Raw genomic sequence first — 20788 nt, 5'->3', positions numbered from 1 at the left:
CGAGTACGGCGTACGCGATTGGAGTGGACCGTGAGTCGATCTCTGCACGTGGGTTTGGTCGGGGTGGTCCTCGGCATGATCACGGCCCCACTCGACGGGATGATGCTGGGGCCCGCGCTGCCGGTGATCGAGGGTGATCTCGGCGGCCTGGAGCAATTCTCCTGGGTCGTGACGGCCTACCTCGTCGCCATGGCCGCCGCGACGCCGATCTGGGGCAAGCTCGGCGACCTGTACGGGCGCAAGTGGACGTACCTGTCGGCGATCATCCTCTTCCTGCTCGGCTCTGGGCTGTCCGGAGCGGCCCAGGACATGACCCAGCTCATCGCCTTCCGCGCCGTGCAGGGCCTCGGCGGCGGCGGCCTCATGGTCGGTGCCCTCGCACTCATCGCCGAGCTGGTGCCGCCCCGCCAGAGCGGCCGGCTCATGGGCGTATTCGGCGCGATGATGCCCGTCGCCTTCATCGCCGGACCACTGCTTGGCGGCCTGTTCGCCGACCACCTGAGCTGGCGGTGGGCCTTTTACGTCAATATCCCGGTCGGCGTCGCCGCCGTGCTGCTCATCGCGGCCGCGGTTCCAGCCGGGTTACGCAGGATGGAAGCCCGCATCGACGTTCCGGGCGTGCTGCTGCTCACCGCCGCCCTGATCGCGCTGAGCCTGCTGGCGAGCTGGGCCGGCAGCCGCTACGCCTGGGTGTCGACGCCGATCGTGGCACTGGCCGTTGTGAGTCTGGCGGCCCTGGCGGCGTTCGTCGCTGTCGAGCGGCGCGCCGCCGAGCCGGTCGTCCCGCTGCGGCTCTACGGCAACCGCAACTTCGCCCTCGCCCAGATCCTGCGGCTCCTGGCCGGCGCCGGGATGATGGTGTTCGCCACCTTCCTGCCCCAGTACATGCAACTGGTCAAGGAAGCGTCCCGACCGCGAGCGGCATGTTGATCCTGCCGGCGATGCTCGGCATGGTCGGGGTACTGATCGGCAGCGGCCGACTCATCAGCCGCACCGGCCGCTACCGCGCCTACCCGATCCTCGGCGGCGCGCTGCTGGCCGGGGGGATGCTCGTCCTGCTCGCACTCGGGCCGAGTACCAACGTGGTCCTTGCGTCGGCGCTGACGCTGTTCGGCGGCGCGGGTGTGGGTCTGCTGATGCAGAGCACGACGATCGTCACCATCAACAGCGCGCCGTCGCGCGACGTGGGTGCGGCCAGCGGCTCGATCACGCTCTGGCACACCATGGGCGCCTCGCTGGGTGCCGCCGGGCTCGGCGCCCTCTACACCAGCCACCTGCAGGACACGCTCAGTGACCGCCTCGGCGCCTCGGCCGCCGGTCGGATCCTCTCCGGCGGCGAGCTGACCGCCAGCGCCGACCACCAACTCCCAGCCGCCGCGCAGGACGCCGTACACGCCGCGGTCACCAGCGGCGTACACGCCATCGCACTCGCCGGCGCGGCCCTCGGCACCGTTGCTTTCGCACTCGCCTGGCTCGTCCGTGAGACACCACTACGGACCGAAGGTTCCACCCCTACCGCCGTTCTGGAGGAGACCCATGTCTGACAATCGACTACGGCCTGCCGTCATCCTTGGCAGCATCCGCGACGGCCGATTCGGCCCGACCGTGGCCAACTGGTTTGTCGGCGAGGCCGCGCACCGTGACGACATCCTCGTCGACCTCGTCGACCTGGCCGACGTGCCGATCGGCTCGGCCGCGCCCACGATGGCGCCCCCGCCGGACGCTCTGGCGGCGCTGCGCGAGCTGACCCCGCGTCTGGACGCCGCCGACGCGTTCGTCGTGGTAACCCCCGAGTACAACCGCAGCTATCCCGCCGGGCTGAAGAACGTCATCGACTGGCACAACACCCAGTTCCACGCCAAACCAGTGGCGTTCGTGTCCTACGGCGGGATCTCCGGCGGTCTGCGCGCGGTCGAGCACCTGCGCGCCGTCTTCACCGAACTGCACGCCGTCACCACCCGAGACACGGTCAGCTTCCACAACGTGTGGGAACAGTTCGACGGCGACGGCAAACCCAGGGACCCGCAGCGACCCGCCGCCGCAGCCAAGATCCTCCTCGACCAGGTCACCTGGTGGGCACAAGCCCTCAAGGACGCCAGGAACACGTCCCCCTACCGAGCCCTGAACACGACCCGATGAAAGGCGAACCAGACATGACGACACTGGCCGGGAAAACGGCGCTGGTCACCGGCGGCAGCCGAGGAATCGGCCGGGCCATCGCCCAGCGCCTCGCACGCGACGGCGCGCGCGTCGCCGTGCACTACGGCAGCAACGAGGCGGCTGCCAAGGAAACCGCCTCCGCGATCGAAGCCGCCGGCGGCAAGGCGTTCACCGTCCACGCCCAGCTCGGCGTGCCTGCAGACGCCGAAACGCTGTGGGCCACGTTCGACGCGCAGGCGGACGGCCTGGACATCCTCGTCAGCAACGCGGGAATCCTGGGCGAGCAAGCCGAGATCCAGGATGTCAGCGGAAGTGACTACGACCAGGTGTTCGCGGTCAACACCCGGGCTCCGTTCTTCATCACCCAACACGGCCTGCGGCGACTGCGGGACGGCGGCCGGATCATCAACATCTCCACGATGCTGACCCGCGGCTCCGCCATGCCCAGATCGATCACCTACGCCATGTCCAAGGGAGCCCTCGACGTGCTCACCGCGATGCTTGCCAAGCAGCTCGGGCCACGGGGCATCACCGTCAACACCGTGGCGCCCGGTGTCATCGACACCGACATGCACCAAGGCCGTCTCGTCGGTGACGCACTGGCCTGGCTGTCATCCCTGTCACCGATGGGCCGGATCGGCACGCCCGACGACGTCGCCGACACAGTGGCCTTCCTCGCCTCAGACGACAGTCGTTGGGTGACCGGCCAATGGATCGACGCCTCAGGCGGAACACTGCTGTAGCAGCCGGCCGGGCACACGCACACTGACTGGGATCATCACCCAGCGTGTTTGACCACAACAGACAGGGTCTCAGCGACGCTGAGACCCTGTCTCATGCCCGAACTGACGGGGCGAACGCCGCCTTGATTCTGGCGTCCGGTCATCCCGCTGACCGCGCGCCCAGGGGCAGTGCGCCGCTGAACTCCGTGTCACGCGAGCACTGGCTCCATGCGATACAGGGTCAGGACCCCCCTTGCCTCGCGACCACACGCGGCTTGCCTCGGCACCGCCGCCGGGTAGGACTACTCAAAGCCGTCGGCGCCGGACCGGCCATGATCGCCGCCGTCCACCTCGCCGAATACCTCGTCATCGGGCTCGCCGCCGCCGGCACCAGCCTGGCGGCCGGCTGGCTCGCCGCACCAGCGCTGACCAACCCTGGCGCCGGGCTCCTCGGCTCCACCGGCACCCACCCGCCCGCGCTGCGCGCCGTGGTTGCCGGCACCGTCCTCGCCCTCGCCATCGCCGCCGCGGCGACGCTGGCACCCGTGCTACGCGCCGCCACCACCGACACCGTCCACGCGCTGGCCGACGCCGCCACGCCACCCCGACGCCGCGGGTGGCGCGTCTGGCTGTCCCGCCGAATGCCCACCGCCCTACTGATCGGGATACGTATCAACGCCCATCGCCCCCGCCGCGCCCGCCTCGTCATGGTGAACACCCTGATCACCACGACCGCGCTCGCCGCCTTGCTCATGGGCCTGGCGCAGGACCGGCAGGTCAAGCTCGGCGAATCGGAGCTGGCCAATCCCCAGAGCATCCGAACCCTCCAGGCCATGCTCCTCGTCATCGTCGTACTGTGCGTCCTCGCGCTCATCAACGCCATCGTGAGCACCTGGACCGCGGTCCTCGACGCCCGCCACCCCCTGGCCGTCGCCCGCACACTCGGCGCCACACCCGCACAGGTAACCCTGGGCATGGCGGTGGCGCAGCTTCTTCCCGCGGTACCCGGCGTCGCCCTCGGGGTCCCGGCCGGCATCGGGCTGTATCTGGTCGCCACTCCGGGCGACCCGCGGTCCCGCACCCGCCTCCGGGATGCTCGCCCTGGCACTCACGGTCCTGGTCACCGTCGCCGCACTCACCGCCATCCCGCCCTGGCCGCCACCCGCCGCCCGGTCGCCGACGCTCTCCAATCCACACCAACCTGACCGGCCGCCAATGGCCTACAGTCTCTTCACGGCACCACGACGAGCAGAACCGCCGAGCGAGACGGCAGTCGCAGCTGACGCATCAACTACACAAGAACTTGCACGGCCGCGATCCGCGCGGCACGCAGCGTGACGGCTGGAGCTGCCGCTCGCCATCCGGAACTGCCGAATTGAGTTGTGTTCGATCATGCCTGCTGTTTGCCCTTGCGATGACGAGACCAACGTCGCCGCGCTCCTGGGGCAGCAACGTTTGCGATGATCTCCATGTGGCACCAGCCTGGGGGACTCTTCCGGAGATCAGCGAGGCGCTGGCGCGCTACGAAGGCAACCTTGGCTGGCAACGACCAACGTTGCATGGCATCGGCTTCGCCGAAGACATGAACGAGATCAGGTTCGTTCGGGTCAACGAGGATGACGACCTGCTAGCCGCCGCGGTGCTGGCGATGGTGGCGGGTTGGCACGGCACCACCGGTTCGGTCCGGCTCGGTAAGAAGAAGCTTGCGAGAGCCATCAAGCGCCTAGCGCCAGCTGAAGCCTGCCAGGACGTTGCTCAGCCGAATCTGCGGATCTGGCGCGAGATTCATGGCTGGCTCTGGATTGGCGGGTATGTTCGCGGGGGTAACCTGATCGCGGTTTTCGACGCCAACCCGGAGTTGCCGAGCGATGATCCGTACGTCATCGCGCTACGGGAAGTCGTCGCGTCAGGGCGGCAGGCGGTACCTGCCGAGGAGATCCACATCTGGACGCCGCCCGGCGGACACCACCCCTTACAGACCGCCTGGGAGACTCGCTGGCCGCAGCTAGTGCCGATCAGCTTCGATCTGCGGGCGGAGGAAGACCGCTGGGTGCGGTTTCGCAGTCTGCCTGGCGTCAAGCGTTACGCCGAGACGCCATCCGAGTACGAGACGATCCTTCGCCGGCACAACGTCGTCCTCGAAGAGCTCGGCGCACAGACGGCCGACCTGCACGTGATCACGTTGGAGATCGCCTTCACCCCGGTGCCGCGCCTCCGGAACCCTGTTCTGGAAGAACTGCTGCCCGACGCCGAATGTTGGACGGTGCTGTCCTGGCCCTATCTCGATCCGGATCTTGCCTTCGCCCACGCCTACGTCAACCGCCTCACCTGGCAGCCCGGATGTCTCGACGATCTGCTCCGCAGGGTCGCCGACGACGAGATAGCCCACGTGATCATCGCGCCGCCCGACCTGGCCTGGCTGTACGCCCCGTACGACGGCGGCGCAAACGTCGTGCTGAGCACCCCGGCCTTGCGCGACAACCTGCGAGACCGGCATCGCGAGTGGCTGTCACCCCACCCCAGCGGACTCTAAAGTGACTGGTCGGCAGTTGGGTCAATCTGGTCGGGTGGCCCGTAGGACCTTCGTCTTGTTCCGGCGCCCTGATCTGCCGCGATCAGCTCGCCACAGAGCGTGCTCGGGCCGCTGGGTGCCGGCATCCGCTCGTGCCGGGAGCAGTGGGACGCTGGCTGCGCAACCCGAGTTGGTCAACCGGCGGCCAGAACCTCTCGTAGCCTCGCTGCGAACTCTTCGGGCTTGCCGGCGTAACCGAACTGACCACCGAGGAAGCCGCCGTGATGGCTCGGGAACACCGTGGCTTCCTGGCCGAGCAGGGCCGCGGTGCCGACGGCCGTACGCGCGGTGTACGTTCCCGCCGACTCCTCGCCGACCGCGATCACGATCCGGGTCGGTGCCGCGGTGAGCGCCCCCGCGTCGGGGCGGTAGTCGCTGATCGCCCACGAGTTCTTTGACAGCAACGGATCGTCGCGGGTGCCGTCATCGTCGGTCGGCAGGCCGAACATCACCGGGTCGGGCTCGGGCTGGGCAAAGTAGGCGTCGGTGAACTCGCCCTGCCAGGACGTCATCGCGATGAACGCGGCCATGCCCGCGCCGGTACCCTTCGCCTGGTACGCCTCGTGGAAGGCGGCCCGGGCGCGTTCGGCGGCCGCGGCGTCGGGTAGCACGGCGTTGATCGGCGGCTCATGCGCCACCAGCGTGACGACATCGCCAGGGTGGGTCGCGACCAGTTCGAGCGCGGTCACTGCACCGCCGCTGCTGGCGAACATGTCGACCGGACCGGCGCCGAGCGCCTTCACCAGAAGGTGCAGGTCGGTGGCCTGATGCTGCGGCGTGTGATCGGACCGGGCGTCCTTGCGGATGCTGCGGCCCAGGCCGCGCGGGTCGTAGGTGACGACCGTGCGGTCCGTGAAGTGGGCGGCGAGCGAGTCGAAGCCTTCCGCTGTCATCGGCTGGCCGATCATGACCAACGCGGGACGTCCGCCGGCTGGTTGGAGCGGGCCGCGAACGTCGTAGACCAGGTCGACGCCCGGTAGGGCGAGGGTATGTGTCTGCGTCTTCGTCATGACCCTGAGACTACGGGCGGCGGTACTACACGCACGGTAGCGACCGGCGATCATGCGCGGCGAATCAGCGTGTTGCCAGGTAGCCCAAGATCAGGTGTACCGATCTATCGCGATTAGCGGTCTAATGAGCGCCACGACAAGCCTCCGCGGCACGCGCACGGACGTGCCAATGAGCGGATGTCTCCTGCGGAGGCAAGCTGACAGCTCGGCTATGTGGAGCTCGACCGGCTAGGTGCCGAGGTGCCTCTCGGGTTCTGACGGAACGGAAGAGGAGGTATCCGTCGCGGCCGACCCTGACGATGCCAGGCTTGCCCCGACTAGACTGCCGGATCTAGCAGGTAGTGGCGATGCCAGCGGGGGCGGCGATGAGCACTGACGATCGGATCGAACGGGCCAGAGAGATCTATGAACGGGCAGTGTTCGGCGGCGATACCAGCGCGCTGATCGACGCCGAAGAGGGCCTGGACGCGGTCGAGGCCGATGCGGCGTTGGCGCGTGGGCTGATTCTGCATGCGCGGTTTCAGAGCGCGCCCGCCGACGCCGGCTCGTTGCCCGCCGAGGATCCCGCTGAACTGCCGTTGTTTGAGCGCGCGCTCGAGTTGTACCGGGCACTGGGGGACACACGCGGCGAGGCCGAGGCGTTGTTCTGGATCGGTTGTCTCCACCAGTTCATCCGGCATGACAACGAGACGGCGGTTCCGTACCTCGAGCGGTCCTGCCGGCTGGCGGCGCAGACCGGCGACAAGCCGACCCGGTCCGAGGCGCTGCGGCACTTAGGCATCGCGGCGCACGCGGCTGGCCGGCTGGACGAGGCGCGCGAGCGGCTGGAGGAGTCATCCCGGCTGCGCCGGGAGGTCGGGGCTCTGCCGGGCGTGGCCTCCAACATGATCGGGCTGGCCTACATCGCCGCCGCCCAGGACCGCCGCGCGGACGCGCTCGCAACACTCGACGAGGCGCACGCCATCGCACGCGCGCATGGTGCTCACGCCATCGTGCGGCACATCGAGCAGGCGAGAACGCAGATCTAAGCGTGCGGCCAGGGCAGGCGTTCCGCCAGCCTGTTGCGGGCGCGCACGTCTGCCGCGATGCGCGCTCCTGGCGCGGACAGTGACGGCCTCTGCGGTGTCATGAGGATCATGTCAGGCAACAGGTGGGACGCGAGTGTCAAGCAGATCCCGGGACACGCCAGCGCCAGACGGCATCCCGTTGCCATCGAGTTGGGCACTGCGCGCGCCGAGCCTGCCGATCAGACGGTTCGGCATGGGAGCCACCAGGGCGAACGGAGCCGGACGGGGCAAGACCGATCCAGTTGTCCAGAGTGCACAGACCAAGGCGACGTGGACGTTGCCGAACGGCTGCGGAGTGGTCTTGGGAACTTACGGATCAGAAGGCCGATCTCTTGATCCAGGGCCACCTGCCGCCTTCCAGTCCGAGGGACCGGGCAGTCCTGCCTGGTCCCGCCAAGCATCTGGCTCGCGTGGCCCGGTCGCGAGCCACCGAGTGATCTTCTGGATAGCGGCGTCGAAGGATCGGGCGAGCGCTGAGCCACTGCCCACCAGCCATTCCCACCGTTCGACGGCGTGCATGTTGTGATCGTTCGTGCACCAACAGGCCACCTCGACCGCCGCGGCCACCTCCAGCAACGACGGCGTATCGATGGCCACCTGAAGCGACAGCTCCAGCCAGTCCTGGCCGGTGTCGACGACGGATACCGTCGCGGACAACACCAGCAGCCGGACGCCGGCCGCCGGCGGGGGCAAAGAAGCCTCGTGTGTGTACGACTCCCATGCCGGCTGCACGTTGGGCGGTCCGGCCGACGGCAGCACATCGGCGGCGGCACACATGCGGTCGTACGCCGATTGGCCCAGGTCGAACGGCAGTCCCTGAAGCTGAAGATCACCAAATCGGTCGGCGCGGGACAGCAGCACGACAGCATTCTCTCCGACCACGGAGTCCTCATCTAGTTGTAGCGGCCGGATCGTGGGAGGTCCGGTGGCCGCGGCTGACCGAAGCGGTCGAGCGACTCACCGCGGCGGGTGCGACCCTGTGATTCGTGAGGACGCGCTGGACGATGGCACGCCCGACCATGTGGTGATGGCCGACCCGGAAGGAAATGCGTTCTGCGTGCTCTGACACGGCGGTTCCTGCGGCAGCACTTGCACGCGGACGCGGGAACATCCGAAACTGCCGCTGATCGTGGGCAGGACCGCCAGCATGCAAGCGGGCAACGAGTTCCGACGCAGGGCACCGGTCAGCCGACCCTCGGGATGCGACCAAGCCACCGTCATTCCTCGGTGCCGTGGATCCTTACCTGGATGGCGGCCAGGGCGCCCGCCGCATCAAGCTCGACGTAAACGGGGAAGAGCCCGTCGCCCACAGACGTCATCGCGAACATGATGCTGGCACCGCCGACGTCTATCGTGGCCGCTTCGTTTTCGGACGCGCGGACGTCGGCCATCACGCGCCAGTGGTGGGAGTGCGGGCGGAAATCAAAGGCAAACTTGCGGTCCGATGCTGTGCTCCGACGGTCGTTCAACGCGACTGCCTTGGCATATGCCTCTGCGACCGGCAGGTTGAGCCAGCCGTAGTGGTCCTCGCCGGGCGTGCCGGTGCGGGTCGCATCGAACTCGGCCGCGATGTCGGTTTCGTGTCTGCCCCAGAACACGACGTCCGCGAGGCCATCGATCGGGTCGTCGTGCACCCAAGCGCTCAGCGCGTCCGCGTCGGCGAACACAAGCCGCGCCCAGTCAACACCGATCTTGCCGAGGTGGCGGATGCCCACGACCGGCTCGTCACTGACCACGATGCGGAAATGCGTCCAGCCCCAGTCGCTGTCGCGCGACGCAGTGACCGGGAGCGCGCCGCTGGTCGGTAAGCCCCCAACGGCGATCACCGGCACGCCGCTGATCAGGAAGTCCGGGTCGCCTTCGGCGACGGCGCGTCGGACACGGTCGCGGTGCGGGACCTGCCGCGGGAAGGCACGCAGCGACGCGTCGAAGCCGCGCTCACGGCAGTGATGATCAAACAGCGAGTTGAACTCCGCGACGCCATGCTGCGGGATGTCGTAGAGCGTGCGGCCGGACTGCCGGTCGAACGACCGCGCTGCCGCGTCCGCATCGCGCCCAACGACCTCGAAGTCGACGGCCGGCACGACGTCAGGCTGCCGCACGTCCTCCGGCGCCCGGTCACCGGACCATAGCCCGAGATAGCCGCCGTCCATCAGCACCAACTGGCCCGAGGGACAGGTAACCTCGCCGAGCGGCACGATCTCCGCCATGGTCGCGCAGTCTAGGGCGTGCATCACCGGTCATCGAAACCCGATGACAGTGCCGGCGGCGTCCATAGCGATGGCATGGCATGCGCCCGTGGCGGGCAGTGCGTTTGATGGCCCGGGCCATTGCCAAGTCGCAGTCTGCTTCCGTACCCATCCGCTTCTGCCGCGATCCGCCCGTTACGCAATGTCACGGCATGCCGGTCGACGAGTGCGCGGATCTGCCGAGATCAGTGCATCAGTGTGTGAGGGATGCGGCGCGTTGGGAAGCTTCGATAATTCGTTGCTCGCTTGTTGGAGGCGGCCGTCCGGGACGCACTCGGCGCGGCGGGTGCGGGTCCGGCCCGTAGCAGCGGGCGAAGGGGATAAATGGCTTGCACAGGCGCCGGGCTGAGAGTTTGACTGCTCGCCATGCCTTTCCCCTCACCGGTCTTCGTTGCGGGTACGGGTCGTTCGGGAACGTCACGGATCGCCGACATCATTGGCGAACATCCGCTGATCCATCGGATTCCCATGGAGACCCGGTTTCTCATCGACCCGGGTGGCCTGCGGGACCTGGCCGACGCGCTCACCGATCGATACGACCCCACCGTCGGTGAGGACGCCCTGCACCGGCTGAGCGACTTCCTCACCGTACGAGTGCCCGGCCGGCGCGACGATCGCGGCAAAACCGTTCCCGAGCTGGTCGGCGAGCGGCGCTACCGGAACGCGGTGCAACAGCTCTGGCCGCAGTTGATCGCGTACACATACGACGAACCTGCGCCCGCGGAAGGCTTCGGGAACGCCGACCGGCCTGCCGGGCCGTTCGAGCCGCTGAGCCGCCGGCGGGTACTTCCCAGGTATTTCAGCGACCGGGGCGAACTGCTCGGAATCTTGCGGGGCCTGATCGACACCATGTTCGGCGGAGCGGCCGCCGACGCGGGCAAGCCGACCTGGTGCGAGAAGACACCGTTCAACCTGCTGTGCATGGAGTTCCTCTGGGAACTGGTCCCCGAAGCGACCATCGTGCACATCAAGCGTCACCCGGTCTCAGTGCTCGCATCCCACCTGGCCCAGCCATGGGCACCGCCCACCGTCGACGGCGCCCTCGCCTACCTCAAGCCGGTCTACCACCGATGGCTCACCTGGAAGAACACGGTCGACCTGACGGGCAGGCGATACATCGAGGTGAAAGCAGAAGATCTCGCAGCCGACTGGCCCGGGCAGCGCCGCGCCCTGTTCGAACGGCTCGACGTCGACGACTTCGCCACCCCTTCAACGTTTCAGTCGCACAGGCTGACGAACCGCAACGACCAATTCGACGACGAAACCCGCGAGTTCATCGAAGAAGCACTCGGCAAGGTCATCCCGGCCATGGGATATGAGTGACGGCTCGCGCCCTTCACCACCTGTCACGACGGCGCGCCGCTGACAGGCGCCCGGATGCGGCTGTCAGCGCAGCACACCGCCCGTGACCGCCCACCGTCATCGGCGGCGACAGTTCCAGACTCCCTCCCCATGGGAGGGATCCCTTTCCTTCTACTCCCTGAGGAGATCCCCTCATGCAGCAGTGAGCGGGCCAGGTCCGGGTGGGCCGCCGCCCACCGGGTGTTGAAGAGGAACACTGGTCGAACCCGAAGAAGCCGTCGATGTACCGGGCGACCTGCGCGACGTGCGCGTCCAGCCGGATCAGCGACTCGGCGGGTCGCTCCGGGAGCAACAGCTGCAGCATCTCCCGGTGGATCGCGTCGTGTTCGGACACTCGGTCGATGCCGGCGGGCGACGGGTCGTATCCGGGCAGCCGGGCGTAGCGCTCCAGCGCCGGGCCGACATTCTCCTCCCCGGGTGCGACGATGGCCCGCAGCAGCCGGGCGTCGTGCGGCCAGTGGTGGGTGCCGGGGTCGTGAACGTCCCGCAGGTGGGCGGCGAGATCCGGCAGGGTCAGGCCGGGAAAGACGATGGCGCCGGCCAGGTCCAGGTTCCGGTCGGTATCGGGCGATGCCCAGCACAGGCGGACCGAGAAGACCGACTCCGAGTCCGGTTGGCGCTTGGCGTCGAGCCATTCTCCCGACTTGGTGTGGCGTCAACCGGTTCGAAGCTGATGTCGGGTCGCCGCTCTGACCAGACAGAGCATCTGGTGTCCGATTGCCTGGCGCAGTGGACCTCGTGGTGCCTGACGACGATCCGCGGGGCTCGGGTCATGGCGCAGTGGTGCTGACTGAGGTGATCCGCCCCCGGCGGTGCTGGAGGTATTCGCGCTCGGCGGGGTCGTGGGTGAGGTCGATCGCGCTGTCGTAGGCGGCGGCCGCCTCCGCGTGGTGGCCGAGCCGTTCGAGCAGGTGCGCACGCGCGGCCCTGGCCGGCTGGAACCGTCGGGCCCAGTCGCTCGCGACGCTCAGCAGCTCGTCGAGCCGGGCCAGCCCGGCCGCTGGGCCCTCGACTTCGGCGGTGGCGACTGCGAAGGCGACCGCGCCGCCGAGCGACGGCGCGACCGCGTGTAGCGCGCGGTGCAGGTCCAGCAGCGCCGGCCAGTCGGTAGTGCCGGTCTGTCGCCGGGCGCAGTGCACCGCTTGGACCGCGGCCTCGAGTTGGAAGCGTCCGACCTGTCCGCGCGCATGCGCGGCGCGCAGGTGCTCGTGTGCCCGGTGGATCAGGCGATCGTTCCAGCGCGACGGATCCTGCTCGGCCAGCGGTACGAACCGCCCGTATCCGTCGAGGCGGGCGGGCAGGCGCGCGGACGAGAGCTGGACGAGCGCGGCGAGCCCGTGCGCCTCGGGATCGTCGGGTACCAGCGTCGTGAGCACCTCGGCGAGGTGCAGGGCCTCGGTGGGCACCTGACGCGCCTCCGGCCCGGTCGTCGCCCAGTCGATGACGTACGCCCCGTAGACCGCCTCGAGTACCGCCGCCATCCGCCCCGGCAGGTCACTGCGGTCAGGGATGCGGAACGGGATGCGCGCTGCCTTGATGCGCCGCTTCGCCCGTACCAGGCGGGTCGCCATCGTCGACGCGGGTACCGAGAAGGCCCGGCCGACCTGGTCGGCCGTGAAGCCAAGCACGGTGTTGAGCATGAGGGGGGTGTGCACGGCGCGCTCGATCGCCGGGTGCGCGCACACGAGCATCAGCTCCAGCCGCCGGTCGGGGATGGCGTCGAGGTCGAGTCCGTCGAGGTGTACCGGGGCGTCCCGCTCGACGTCGAGCGGTCCGGTGCGCTGCCACTCCGCCGACTTCCACCGGTCCCGTAGCCGGTTACGCGCAACGGTCAGCAGCCACCCGTCGGGAGTTCCCGGCACACCCTGATCGGGCCAGGTCCGCAGGGCCCGCTCAAACGCATCGGCCAAGGCGTCCTCGGCGGAGGCGAGGTCGCTGGTCGAGGCGGACAGCAGGGCGAGCAGCCGTCCATAACTGTCGCGAGCCGCGACGGCCGCGGCTGCCCGCCCTTGGTCGCTGGCGATCAACTCGTCCATGCCCCGTCGACGAACGCCGTCGCGCTCGGGCGTACCTCAACCACGCCCCACTGGGCGGCCGGGCACTTCTCCGCCCAACCGATCGCGGCGTCGAGGTCAGGTACGTCGAGGAGGAACACCCCAGCCAGCGCCTCCTTGGTCTCGGCGAACGGTCCGTCCTGCACCCGCAGGTCACCGTCTTTGCAGGTGACGGTCGTCGTCGCCGCGGTCGGCTGCAGTACGTCGGCCGACAGCAGTACCCCGGCCGCGCGCAGCGCCCGACCGTACGCGTCGAAGGCCGCCTTCGCCTCAGCAACGACCTCGTCGGTGAGCTCGCCCTCGCCCGGCTCACGGTAGTGGATCAGCAGCGCATAACGCATGGTCTTCTCCTTCGCTCCCAGTGTGGCGCCGTGGCGCCTTCACCAAGATGACGAACGACGGCAGCCGGAATCGCCACCCACCGCCCGGGGGAGCCGGTCCACCTGCCTCATGTGGCATCCGCGCAGAGCGATCATGAAAGGTGGCGCCATGCAGCGAATCTACCGTTGTCGGCTGCAACCGCGTACGGAGACGACCGTGCCGCGATTCGCCCAGCCACGACGGGCCACCGCTCTGACAGCGGCAGATGCGGACATCTGACTTTGTTACGCCCGAGGTAGGGTATTCGACTCGTGAGCGACCTCTACGGAACCCGGGCCGACCTTCTGCCGCGATCGATGGTCAAGGTGGCTCGGGCACCCGAGGGAGAGTCTCGGCTGCTGACGTGGGTTGGGCGCCCAGGCGTCCGCCTGCTGGGCCGGCAGGAGCATCTTCGGTATGAGGCGGCGAGCCTCCGGCTGTTCCCGCAAAATCGGGACGGCTCGATCGCGTGGACCGAGGTGCCCGGCGATCTGGTCGTTCACGCCGAGGACGAAGGCATGCACGTGATCGGGGAGTTCCTCCGCGAGGACGGCGATCTCGTGATCATGTGGGGAAGCCTAACGATTCCCAGCGTGTTCCTGAGGGCCACCGAGGCGATGACCAGGATCTCGGAGATCTTGGACGTCGACCCTGTCCTCTGGATGTACCGCGCCGGTGCACTTCTCGAACGAAATTTCTTCGAAGGAACGATGACGGTCGCCCGCGTCTTGCAGACCTGATTGCAGATGGCGGGCCCGTCCTTCCCAGCTAGAGGGCTGAGAAAGCTCCCTCACATCGGCAGGACCGCGCGTCGGGCGCTGCGGTTCGCCCGTCACGTACCGTGACGCTCGGTCGGCGACCATGAGCGTCCGCCCCTATCTGGGGCGGCCCTCGGCCGGCTCGGGCCCGGCGAGGTTTGGCAGGACGCTTGAGCCGCGATGACGCGTTCCCCGTTGAAGGCCAGCGCCGGTGAGCCGTAAAGCCGGTAGCCCTGGTCGAGGAGGCCGCTGACGCGGGCGCAGAAGTCAGCGTCATCGGGTCCGGTGATAAGCCGGTAGCCGAGCGGCTCAGAATGATCCGACACCGTCGCATTGTGCCGCTCGGTCGTGCCTGAGCAACAGTCGTGGCCCCCAGCCCGTCGTGCTCGCGCGCGACCAGCGGCAGATCAGTACGCCTGACCTTCGTCGACGCCCAGCCACGGGTGAGGCAATGCGCCCGGCAGCTATCCGAACGCATTGACATCGGCAGGGTCGCATACCGGCCGTCTTCAACCGGTGGCCTCGGCGGCGATTAGTTTCCTGATCAGAAGGGGGGTGCGTCCTCGCCCATCAACGCCAGCACGACGCCTCCCTTCCCGCTCTTGAGGCTCTGGACTACGACCTTGCCGGTGCTGCCGTCGGGCAGCTCCAACGTAAAGGTCTTCCCGACCGCGTTTTTGGGGCCATTGCCGGCGCTGTTGGCGGGTCGGAAGTCGCCTGCCCACGGCGGGGTCCCACCCTTGCGGGCGGGCTCGGCGAAGAGCGCGGCGGTGCCGGGGGTCCTGGTGCCGTCCGAGGAGAGAAGCACTGAGGCGCTGCGATAGGTAGCCATATACGCCAAGGCTATCCCGGACTGCGCTCGTTCGCGCCACGACAACTGCCCCGTAACGCGAACGGCCACGGGGAGTCACCTTGATCTGCTCTCACCCCGTGGGTTGACCGTGCGTTGGCCGCGGCCCGAGCTAGGCCCCCGGTCGCCGAACCTGCAGCTTCGGCGGCCGACAGCCCTCCGGCTCGGCCGACGTCTCGCCACCGCGTCCGCACCTGCCCGCACCAGGCCCAGACACCTCGCAGGTTGTCGGCGCGCACGATCGGCGGCAGATCCGGATGCGGCACTCAGACGTGAGGTTCCACTGCGTGCGCGCCGGCTCGTCCTCTTCACACGGTCGACGTCTACCCCAGATTGACTGGATAACGTGCCAAACTCGACGCCGCTTTCGGCGTGGTCAACAGTCGGGTTCTCGCGAACCGAACCGGTTGTGCCCATCTCTGCGCGGTTAGCGGTTCGGGTGTTGCTCGTGGGCGGGGTTGCTTCTCATCGTAGGCCGGGCGCTTCCGTGTGGTCCGGGGGCAGGCGCTCGCGCACAGCCGTGATGGCCAGGATGGCGCCTACGGCGCATAGTGCGGCAGTCCAGCCTAAGGTGGCGGCGGCGGTAGTGCGGTCGGCCAGGGCATCGGCCAGCCAGGGGCCGGCTATCTGGCCGGCGGCGAAGATGATGGTGAAAGCCGACAGCGTGCCGGTCAGGTCTTTGCGTGTCGTGGTGGCGCGGACCAGGGCGGTGACGGCGGCCGGGACGGCCATGAACGTCGCGCCGTAGGTGATGGCGGAGACGATCACGATCGCAGGGACGGGCGCGAGTAGCGCCAGCGCGGCGGCGCCGGCTATACCTGCCAGCAGCACCCCGAGGATGCGGCCGCCCGACCAATGCCTGGTTGGGCGTTGCCACAGGGCCGGGGCGGCGATCACGGCGAGGCCGAGCAGGACCCAGGTGACAGTGGTCTGCACGGTTGAGGCGTGCCGGTCGGCCAGGTATGCCGACAGGAAGGTGATGTAGGCGATGTAGCCGGTGGCGAACAGTAGGTAGACGATCGCGACCGGCCATAGTCGACGGACCGGGGTCGCCGGCCGGTCGGCGCCGGGGACGGGGGCCGGCCCGGCGGCGGTCCAGCTCAGCGCTGCGGCCAGGGCGGCGGCGGCCGCGAGGATCGCCCAGGCCAGCGGCCAGCGCTGCGGATGCTGGTCCAGCAGGGGAGGGAGTACGGCGGCGCTGAGCACGATGCCGGCGCCGGTGCCGGCGAAGTAGACCGCGGTCGGGGCGAGGACGGCCCCGGCGATGAACACCAGGGCTCCGCCGAACCCGGCCACCGCCCGGCCGGCGAGCAACGCGGGATAGTGGGCGCTGGTGGCGGTCGCCGCCAGGGAGACCGCGCACAGCACCATGCCGAGCCGGAACGTTGCCGCGACCCCGAGTCTTCGGGCCAGCGCGGCGGTGGCCAGCGCCCCGGCCAGGTAGCCGAGCCCGTTCGCCGTGGTCATTGTGCCGGCCCGGGCGAGATCCCAGCTCAGCCGCTCAGCCATGGCCGGCAGAACCAGCCCGTAGGCGAAGCGTCCCAGCCCGAGCGCCGAGGCCGTCCCCAGCGCGAGGCGCGCCGACCGCCATACCGGTGCGGCACCCGGGCCAGGGGCAGACCGGCGCGCCGGCGCGGTCAAGCGGGTGTCCACAGGTGCCGGTCGAGGAAGTCGACGACCGTGCGGGCCAACGCCACCCGGTGGTCGGACAGTGCGTGGTCGGCCGGGAAGACCCGCTGTTCCAGCCGGTGGACCGGATGGGCACGATAGGCCTCGACCAGCGGCCAGTGATACACATCGGCCGGGGTGACCGGGTCGCGGCTGGTCCCGATCAGCAGCACCGCCCGGTCCGTTAGGTTGGGCGCGAGCCCGGCCAGCCGCCACGCCGGCCCGGCCGCCTCCATCTCGGCGACGAGCGCCTCACCGCTGGTGCCCCGCAGTGGGCCCAGCTCACCGCCCCACGACGTGACGTATTCCGCCCGGGCCGCCGGGTCGCCGGCCATGGCCATCGCCGCGGCGCCGAAGTCGAACGCGGACACCGAGGCGACCGCACGAACCGCCGGGTCGCCGGCTGCGGTCATCAGCGCCGCGAACCCGCCGGCGCTGTGCCCGACGACGGCCAGCCGCCCCGGGTCCAGCCGATGGGCGGCGACCATGGCATCCGCGCGGACCGCGGCCACCGCGCGGGCGGCATCGTTGAGCACGTTGCCCCACGACCAGGACCCGCCCATACCCCACGAGCCGCGATAGTGGAACACCAACGATGCGTACCCTGCCCGGCGCAGCGCCTGGGCGAGGTCGAAGTTGCGCTCGTTGCCTGAAAAACCGTGCAGTAGCACGACGATCGGGTGCGGCCCTTCCCCGGCCGGCAGGTGCAGGACCCCCAGCAGCGTCTAGCCCCCGCTGGCGAACGTCAGCGCCGGCGTGCTCGCCGGGGTGCCGCCAGCCAGGGCATCGGCGCTCGGCGGATCGGTCGCAAGGAAGTCGGCCGTCATAGACACTCCTCAGATGGAACCGTTCGGTTCGATGTCCGATAAGCTAGCAGACACTTCGAACCGAGCGGTACCATCTGCTTCATGCCTGTTGCCAAGGGTGCGACCCTGGATCCCGCCCAGACCCGCGCCGGCATCCTCCGAGCCGCCACCGGCCTGCTCTACCAGCGCGGTCTCGACGGCATCGGCGTGGCCGAGCTCTGCGCCACGATGGGAGTGTCGAAGGAGACCCTTTACCGCCACTTCGGCTCTAAGGAGGGCCTGGTGCGGGCAGTCCTGGAGGCCCGCAGCCAGCGCATCATGGCCTGGGTGCTCAAGGCCGTGGCCGCGGCCAGCGACGAGCCTTACGCCCAGCTGGCCGCGGTCTTCGACGCCTTGGCCCAGTGGCACGAGGAGCCCACCTTCCGGGGTTGCGGCATCCTCAACGCGGCCACCCAGCAACACGAGGGCCCGGCCCGCCTCGTGGCCCACCACCACCTCGACCGCCAGCTAGATGTCCTCACCGACATAGCCCGCAGGGCAGGTGCCCCAAACCCCACCCACCTTGCCAAGCAGTTCCTGGCCCTACGAGTGGGCGCCACGGTCCTGGCCGACCATCACGCCGACACCGAGGCCGCCCTCCTAGCCAAACAGGCAGCCCTGGCCCTGCTCCGCTCCACCATTACAACCCCAGCGCCCGCCCCGCGACCGTAGGTCACGCTGCCGCCGACGACGCCCGCCTGCCACTGGTGAAAGCGGGTCGGGTCGGTGGCGTAGGCGAACACGTCCTCCGCCGGCGGGTCGATCTCGGTGCTGACGGTGATCGGCGGCATCTCAGCTGCTGTTGGTGAACAAAGCGGCGTATCGAGTCAGGTAGAGCGGCCATCCTTCGTCGTGGGCGACGCCGTCGCTGACGGATTGCCAGCCGGGGCCGTGGCGGTCGAGGTGGCGGTGTTCCAGCTCCACCCGGGTGCGGTGCGGGGTTTCGGCGACGAAGCGGACTTCGACCTCGCTGGTGTTGTCCGGGTCGTTCTCGATCTGCCACTGCGGGCTGATGTCCCAGCTGAACACAACCCGGTCCGGTGGTTCGTAGGCGAGCACGCGTGCCCAGCGGCACTCGCTGCCGTCGACGGCCCGGTCGTAGATGTGGCCGCCGACCTTCGGTTCGAACACGGTCTCGGCGATCGCCGCGCCGAGCAGGTTGTGTTCTGGCGGCTTGAAATCGCCGAACCGCTCGGTGAACACGGTGAACGCCCGTTCGAGCGGCGCCTGCACGACGATCTGCCTGCGGACAACCGCGGTTGTTGTTTCGGTCATGGGATCTCCTCGGTCGGTTGTTCGGCGACGTCTTGATAGCTGTCCAGTGCTCGGTTCCAGAACGTCTCCAGCTGGTCGCGCAGCGCGGCCACGCCCGCCGGGTTGAGTCGGTAGACCCGGCGGGTGCCGGCCGCTTGGTCGGTGACCAGTCCGGCGTCCTTGAGGATCTTCAGGTGCTGGGATACCGCGGGCCGGCTGATCGGCAGCTCCTGGGCGAGCTCGCCGACAGCCCTGGGGCGTTCGGCCAGGCACGCGACGATGGCGCGCCTGCTCGGATCCCCCAGAGCGTCCCAGCCATCATCAGCTTGGTAAGTAGCCACGAACCGTAAGCTACGACGTACAGATACTTGAGTCAAGACCGCCGAGCTTGCGAAGGAAGCACCATGGTCAGGGGACGGGACCACCAACCGTCGATTTGCCGGTCACCTGGCGCGCCGCGCAGCAGCACGTCCACCGATCCGACGCTCCAGGCATTGAGCGCTACGACCGCTCCGTATGCCTCGGCCGGCAAGGCTGCGGACGCAAATCGGAAACGCTCGTTAGCTACGTACGCGTGTGCAGCCGGTCCCCGCGCCGCTGGTTGCGCGGGGACCGTCGGTGGCCTGCGGCTGGGGCTGCTCCACCTGCGTGTGGCCGTGGCCAGCAGCCGGGAGCCCACCATCGTCCACACCGACGGCCCGGACCGGCTCGTGGGCACGGCGGGGGCCGACGTGATCGTCGGCCTCGGCGGCGGGACGTTCGGGAGGCCTGCCCCACCCACATAGACCCCTGCGCGTTATCGACGTGCGCATGGAGCGGGTTGGGAGCAGCGGGGTTCACCTTCTGGCGCTGAGCTGCATCGCGTGGCGCTCAACTGCACGCAACGGCACGAGCTTCCACCTGACGCTGCCCGTTCATGCAGGTCAGAGCTGGTGCAGCGTCCCGTTTCACACCGAGGAGGTGACTGGTTCGATCCCAGTATCGCCCACCCATACAATATGGACATTTCGTTCGAGGTGAAGGTCTGGCTCGTTGAGCTGGGCCTTCGCTCCGTTCCTGGCTCCGTTAGCGATGCATGTGCAAGGTTTGCCCGATTAGTCCGGGGCGAACCGTCGCTGGGTGAGGTCTTGAGCATTGCTCGGGGTCTTGTTCGCTGACGGGTTGTCCAGGATCACGTAGATCGGGGCGCCGTCCGGCCGGGCGGCGCGGATCGACTTCAACGCGGCCAGGGTGTGGTCACCGCCCTTGCGGCGACGGATCACCCCCCATAGTTGGTCGTCGCCGAGGCTGTAGCAGCCATGGAAGTAGCTTCGTGAGCTGGGCCGGTTGTGCTGGTCACCCGTCCCGTCCCTGATCAGGCGGCGGCGGAGCCTACCAGTGTTGCCAGTTCGCGGTCGGGGCTTACATTCTTGGCATACAGCGGACTGCATGGCGTCGTGGCCAGCCGCAGCGACAGTGCGGCGAGGTTGGGGCGGGCTGAGTCGTCGGCGTAGATCTCGGCGAGCTTGGTGAACTCGTTCATGATCCCGACGACGCTGCGATTGGCCGTCGTGGCGAAGCGGCAGTCCTGCATGTGCCGTAGCTCGTCGGCGATGAAGGCCTCGGGCACCTGGTGGGCGTCGAGCACCGTCGCGATCTCTTCGGGGATGCGGGCGGGAAGGCTGCGTGCCGGTGCCAGCGGCAGCAGGACCGGTAGCAGGGTTCGCTCGTTCACCAGCAGGGCCAGCCGGGGCCGCCAGAACAGCGCGGTGGCGTACCACGGGCCGAGCAGGGTCGTGTCTTGGTCTCCTTCGACAGCCCGAGGCGGGTTGGTATGGCCGAGGAGCTTCTTGGTTGCGCGTACGATCAGCATCTTGC

General features: G+C 68.8%; 24 protein-coding genes and 1 pseudogene. 11 read left to right on the top strand and 14 right to left on the bottom strand.

The features are described from left to right. The first annotated feature begins 30 nt into the window (after positions 1-30). From I8N68_RS17605 to I8N68_RS32895, 6 genes are all read left to right on the top strand, one after another. Positions 31-930, top strand: coding sequence for an MFS transporter (locus I8N68_RS17605; RefSeq protein WP_200211077.1), 900 nt, complete (start codon positions 31-33; stop codon positions 928-930). After that, on the top strand, positions 924-1544 hold the full coding sequence (locus I8N68_RS17600; RefSeq protein WP_200211076.1) for an MFS transporter: 621 nt from the start codon (positions 924-926) through the stop codon (positions 1542-1544). The genes I8N68_RS17605 and I8N68_RS17600 overlap by 7 nt, the downstream gene beginning before the upstream one ends. Further along, positions 1537-2139 carry an NADPH-dependent FMN reductase gene (locus I8N68_RS17595; protein WP_200211075.1) on the top strand — a complete coding sequence of 201 codons (603 nt, stop codon included), beginning with the start codon at positions 1537-1539 and terminating at the stop codon, positions 2137-2139. Before I8N68_RS17600 ends, I8N68_RS17595 begins: the two co-directional genes overlap by 8 nt. Before the next feature lie 14 nt (positions 2140-2153). Then, entirely contained in the window at positions 2154-2903 is a 750-nt protein-coding gene (locus I8N68_RS17590) for an SDR family oxidoreductase (protein WP_234039963.1), read from the top strand. A gap of 44 nt (positions 2904-2947) precedes the next feature. After that, positions 2948-4087 carry an FtsX-like permease family protein gene (locus I8N68_RS17585; protein WP_307812862.1) on the top strand — a complete coding sequence of 380 codons (1140 nt, stop codon included), beginning with the start codon at positions 2948-2950 and terminating at the stop codon, positions 4085-4087. A gap of 266 nt (positions 4088-4353) precedes the next feature. Beyond that, entirely contained in the window at positions 4354-5415 is a 1062-nt protein-coding gene (locus I8N68_RS32895; protein WP_234039961.1) for a DUF3885 domain-containing protein, read from the top strand. Positions 5416-5588: 173 nt separating this feature from the next. Here I8N68_RS32895 and I8N68_RS17575 read toward each other — a convergent pair whose 3' ends face one another. After that, on the bottom strand, positions 5589-6362 hold the full coding sequence (locus tag I8N68_RS17575) for an alpha/beta fold hydrolase (RefSeq protein ID WP_234039960.1): 774 nt from the start codon (positions 6360-6362) through the stop codon (positions 5589-5591). 467 nt (positions 6363-6829) lie between these two features. On the opposite strand from I8N68_RS17575, the gene I8N68_RS17570 reads away from it, so the two are divergent. Then, entirely contained in the window at positions 6830-7492 is a 663-nt protein-coding gene (locus I8N68_RS17570; RefSeq protein ID WP_200211072.1) for a tetratricopeptide repeat protein, read from the top strand. Positions 7493-7840: 348 nt separating this feature from the next. Here the strand turns inward: I8N68_RS17570 and I8N68_RS17565 are convergent, their stop codons facing one another. Then, positions 7841-8392 (bottom strand): hypothetical protein, encoded by a 552-nt coding sequence (locus I8N68_RS17565; RefSeq protein WP_200211071.1) that lies wholly within the window; start codon positions 8390-8392, stop codon positions 7841-7843. Between the two features lie 356 nt (positions 8393-8748). Continuing rightward, a complete protein-coding gene (locus I8N68_RS17560) occupies positions 8749-9741 on the bottom strand; it encodes a hypothetical protein (RefSeq protein ID WP_200211070.1) in 993 nt (330 codons plus the stop codon). A gap of 405 nt (positions 9742-10146) precedes the next feature. Here I8N68_RS17560 and I8N68_RS17555 point away from each other — a divergent pair, with 405 nt between their 5' ends. Then, positions 10147-11103 (top strand): sulfotransferase family protein, encoded by a 957-nt coding sequence (locus tag I8N68_RS17555; protein WP_234039958.1) that lies wholly within the window; start codon positions 10147-10149, stop codon positions 11101-11103. Positions 11104-11452: 349 nt separating this feature from the next. Further along, on the top strand, positions 11453-11932 hold the full coding sequence (locus I8N68_RS17550) for a hypothetical protein (protein WP_200211069.1): 480 nt from the start codon (positions 11453-11455) through the stop codon (positions 11930-11932). Here I8N68_RS17550 and I8N68_RS17545 read toward each other — a convergent pair. Together I8N68_RS17545 and I8N68_RS17540 are read right to left on the bottom strand one after the other, a co-directional pair. After that, positions 11913-13178, bottom strand: a complete 1266-nt coding sequence (locus I8N68_RS17545; protein WP_200211068.1) for an RNA polymerase sigma factor — start codon at positions 13176-13178, stop codon at positions 11913-11915. The two genes, I8N68_RS17550 and I8N68_RS17545, sit on opposite strands and share 20 nt — an antisense overlap. Continuing rightward, the gene (locus I8N68_RS17540; RefSeq protein ID WP_200211067.1) at positions 13166-13537 is read right to left on the bottom strand and encodes a YciI family protein; all 372 of its coding nucleotides are present in this window, start codon (positions 13535-13537) and stop codon (positions 13166-13168) included. The genes I8N68_RS17545 and I8N68_RS17540 overlap by 13 nt, the downstream gene beginning before the upstream one ends. Positions 13538-13828: 291 nt before the next feature. Between I8N68_RS17540 and I8N68_RS17535 the strand changes: the two genes are divergently transcribed. Beyond that, complete coding sequence (locus I8N68_RS17535; protein ID WP_200211066.1) at positions 13829-14296, top strand: hypothetical protein; 468 nt, start codon at positions 13829-13831, stop codon at positions 14294-14296. 92 nt (positions 14297-14388) lie between these two features. Here I8N68_RS17535 and I8N68_RS17530 read toward each other — a convergent pair whose 3' ends face one another. The 4 genes from I8N68_RS17530 to I8N68_RS17515 form a co-directional block, all read right to left on the bottom strand. Then, positions 14389-14640, bottom strand: coding sequence for a DUF1737 domain-containing protein (locus tag I8N68_RS17530; protein WP_200211065.1), 252 nt, complete (start codon positions 14638-14640; stop codon positions 14389-14391). A 218-nt stretch (positions 14641-14858) separates the two neighbouring features. Further along, entirely contained in the window at positions 14859-15146 is a 288-nt protein-coding gene (locus I8N68_RS17525; RefSeq protein WP_074310625.1) for a hypothetical protein, read from the bottom strand. A gap of 483 nt (positions 15147-15629) precedes the next feature. Continuing rightward, the gene (locus I8N68_RS17520) at positions 15630-16817 is read right to left on the bottom strand and encodes a YbfB/YjiJ family MFS transporter (RefSeq protein ID WP_307812861.1); all 1188 of its coding nucleotides are present in this window, start codon (positions 16815-16817) and stop codon (positions 15630-15632) included. Next, positions 16802-17536: an alpha/beta hydrolase family protein gene (locus tag I8N68_RS17515; RefSeq protein WP_267909606.1), complete on the bottom strand. Its 735-nt coding sequence runs from the start codon at positions 17534-17536 to the stop codon at positions 16802-16804. The genes I8N68_RS17520 and I8N68_RS17515 overlap by 16 nt, the downstream gene beginning before the upstream one ends. Before the next feature lie 204 nt (positions 17537-17740). Between I8N68_RS17515 and I8N68_RS17510 the strand changes: the two genes are divergently transcribed. Continuing rightward, positions 17741-18349 carry a TetR/AcrR family transcriptional regulator gene (locus I8N68_RS17510; protein ID WP_200211062.1) on the top strand — a complete coding sequence of 203 codons (609 nt, stop codon included), beginning with the start codon at positions 17741-17743 and terminating at the stop codon, positions 18347-18349. Here the strand turns inward: I8N68_RS17510 and I8N68_RS34260 are convergent. From I8N68_RS34260 to I8N68_RS17485, 5 genes and pseudogenes are all read right to left on the bottom strand, one after another. Then, on the bottom strand, positions 18253-18468 hold the full coding sequence (locus tag I8N68_RS34260; protein WP_200211061.1) for an SRPBCC family protein: 216 nt from the start codon (positions 18466-18468) through the stop codon (positions 18253-18255). The genes I8N68_RS17510 and I8N68_RS34260 overlap by 97 nt on opposite strands. A gap of 1 nt (position 18469) precedes the next feature. Continuing rightward, positions 18470-18910, bottom strand: a complete 441-nt coding sequence (locus I8N68_RS17500) for an SRPBCC family protein (protein ID WP_372433751.1) — start codon at positions 18908-18910, stop codon at positions 18470-18472. Between the two features lie 38 nt (positions 18911-18948). Further along, positions 18949-19272 carry an ArsR/SmtB family transcription factor gene (locus I8N68_RS17495; protein WP_200211059.1) on the bottom strand — a complete coding sequence of 108 codons (324 nt, stop codon included), beginning with the start codon at positions 19270-19272 and terminating at the stop codon, positions 18949-18951. 795 nt (positions 19273-20067) lie between these two features. Beyond that, positions 20068-20241 (bottom strand): annotated as a pseudogene (locus I8N68_RS17490) (IS630 family transposase); the annotation flags it as partial. A gap of 44 nt (positions 20242-20285) precedes the next feature. Further along, positions 20286-20783 (bottom strand): DUF6933 domain-containing protein, encoded by a 498-nt coding sequence (locus I8N68_RS17485; RefSeq protein WP_200211058.1) that lies wholly within the window; start codon positions 20781-20783, stop codon positions 20286-20288. Positions 20784-20788 lie beyond the last annotated feature (5 nt).

The sequence above is a fragment of the Micromonospora coerulea genome, assembly GCF_016598485.1.
GTDB lineage: Bacteria > Actinomycetota > Actinomycetes > Mycobacteriales > Micromonosporaceae > Micromonospora > Micromonospora coerulea.
The sequence above is the reverse complement of the archived record's forward strand: the minus strand, read 5'-3'. Positions and strand labels throughout refer to the sequence as shown.

Bases quoted from the DNA above. Each gene is read 5' to 3' on its own strand.
- I8N68_RS17600 (WP_200211076.1), top strand. From the start codon at position 924: ATGTTGATCCTGCCGGCGATGCTCGGCATGGTCGGGGTACTGATCGGC.
- I8N68_RS17595 (WP_200211075.1), top strand. From the start codon at position 1,537: ATGTCTGACAATCGACTACGGCCTGCCGTCATCCTTGGCAGCATCCGC.
- I8N68_RS17590 (WP_234039963.1), top strand. From the start codon at position 2,154: ATGACGACACTGGCCGGGAAAACGGCGCTGGTCACCGGCGGCAGCCGA.
- I8N68_RS17575 (WP_234039960.1), bottom strand. From the start codon at position 6,362: ATGATCGGCCAGCCGATGACAGCGGAAGGCTTCGACTCGCTCGCCGCC.
- I8N68_RS17570 (WP_200211072.1), top strand. From the start codon at position 6,830: ATGAGCACTGACGATCGGATCGAACGGGCCAGAGAGATCTATGAACGG.
- I8N68_RS17560 (WP_200211070.1), bottom strand. From the start codon at position 9,741: ATGGCGGAGATCGTGCCGCTCGGCGAGGTTACCTGTCCCTCGGGCCAG.
- I8N68_RS17555 (WP_234039958.1), top strand. From the start codon at position 10,147: ATGCCTTTCCCCTCACCGGTCTTCGTTGCGGGTACGGGTCGTTCGGGA.
- I8N68_RS17545 (WP_200211068.1), bottom strand. From the start codon at position 13,178: ATGGACGAGTTGATCGCCAGCGACCAAGGGCGGGCAGCCGCGGCCGTC.
- I8N68_RS17540 (WP_200211067.1), bottom strand. From the start codon at position 13,537: ATGCGTTATGCGCTGCTGATCCACTACCGTGAGCCGGGCGAGGGCGAG.
- I8N68_RS17525 (WP_074310625.1), bottom strand. From the start codon at position 15,146: ATGGCTACCTATCGCAGCGCCTCAGTGCTTCTCTCCTCGGACGGCACC.
- I8N68_RS17510 (WP_200211062.1), top strand. From the start codon at position 17,741: ATGCCTGTTGCCAAGGGTGCGACCCTGGATCCCGCCCAGACCCGCGCC.
- I8N68_RS34260 (WP_200211061.1), bottom strand. From the start codon at position 18,468: ATGCCGCCGATCACCGTCAGCACCGAGATCGACCCGCCGGCGGAGGAC.
- I8N68_RS17485 (WP_200211058.1), bottom strand. From the start codon at position 20,783: ATGCTGATCGTACGCGCAACCAAGAAGCTCCTCGGCCATACCAACCCG.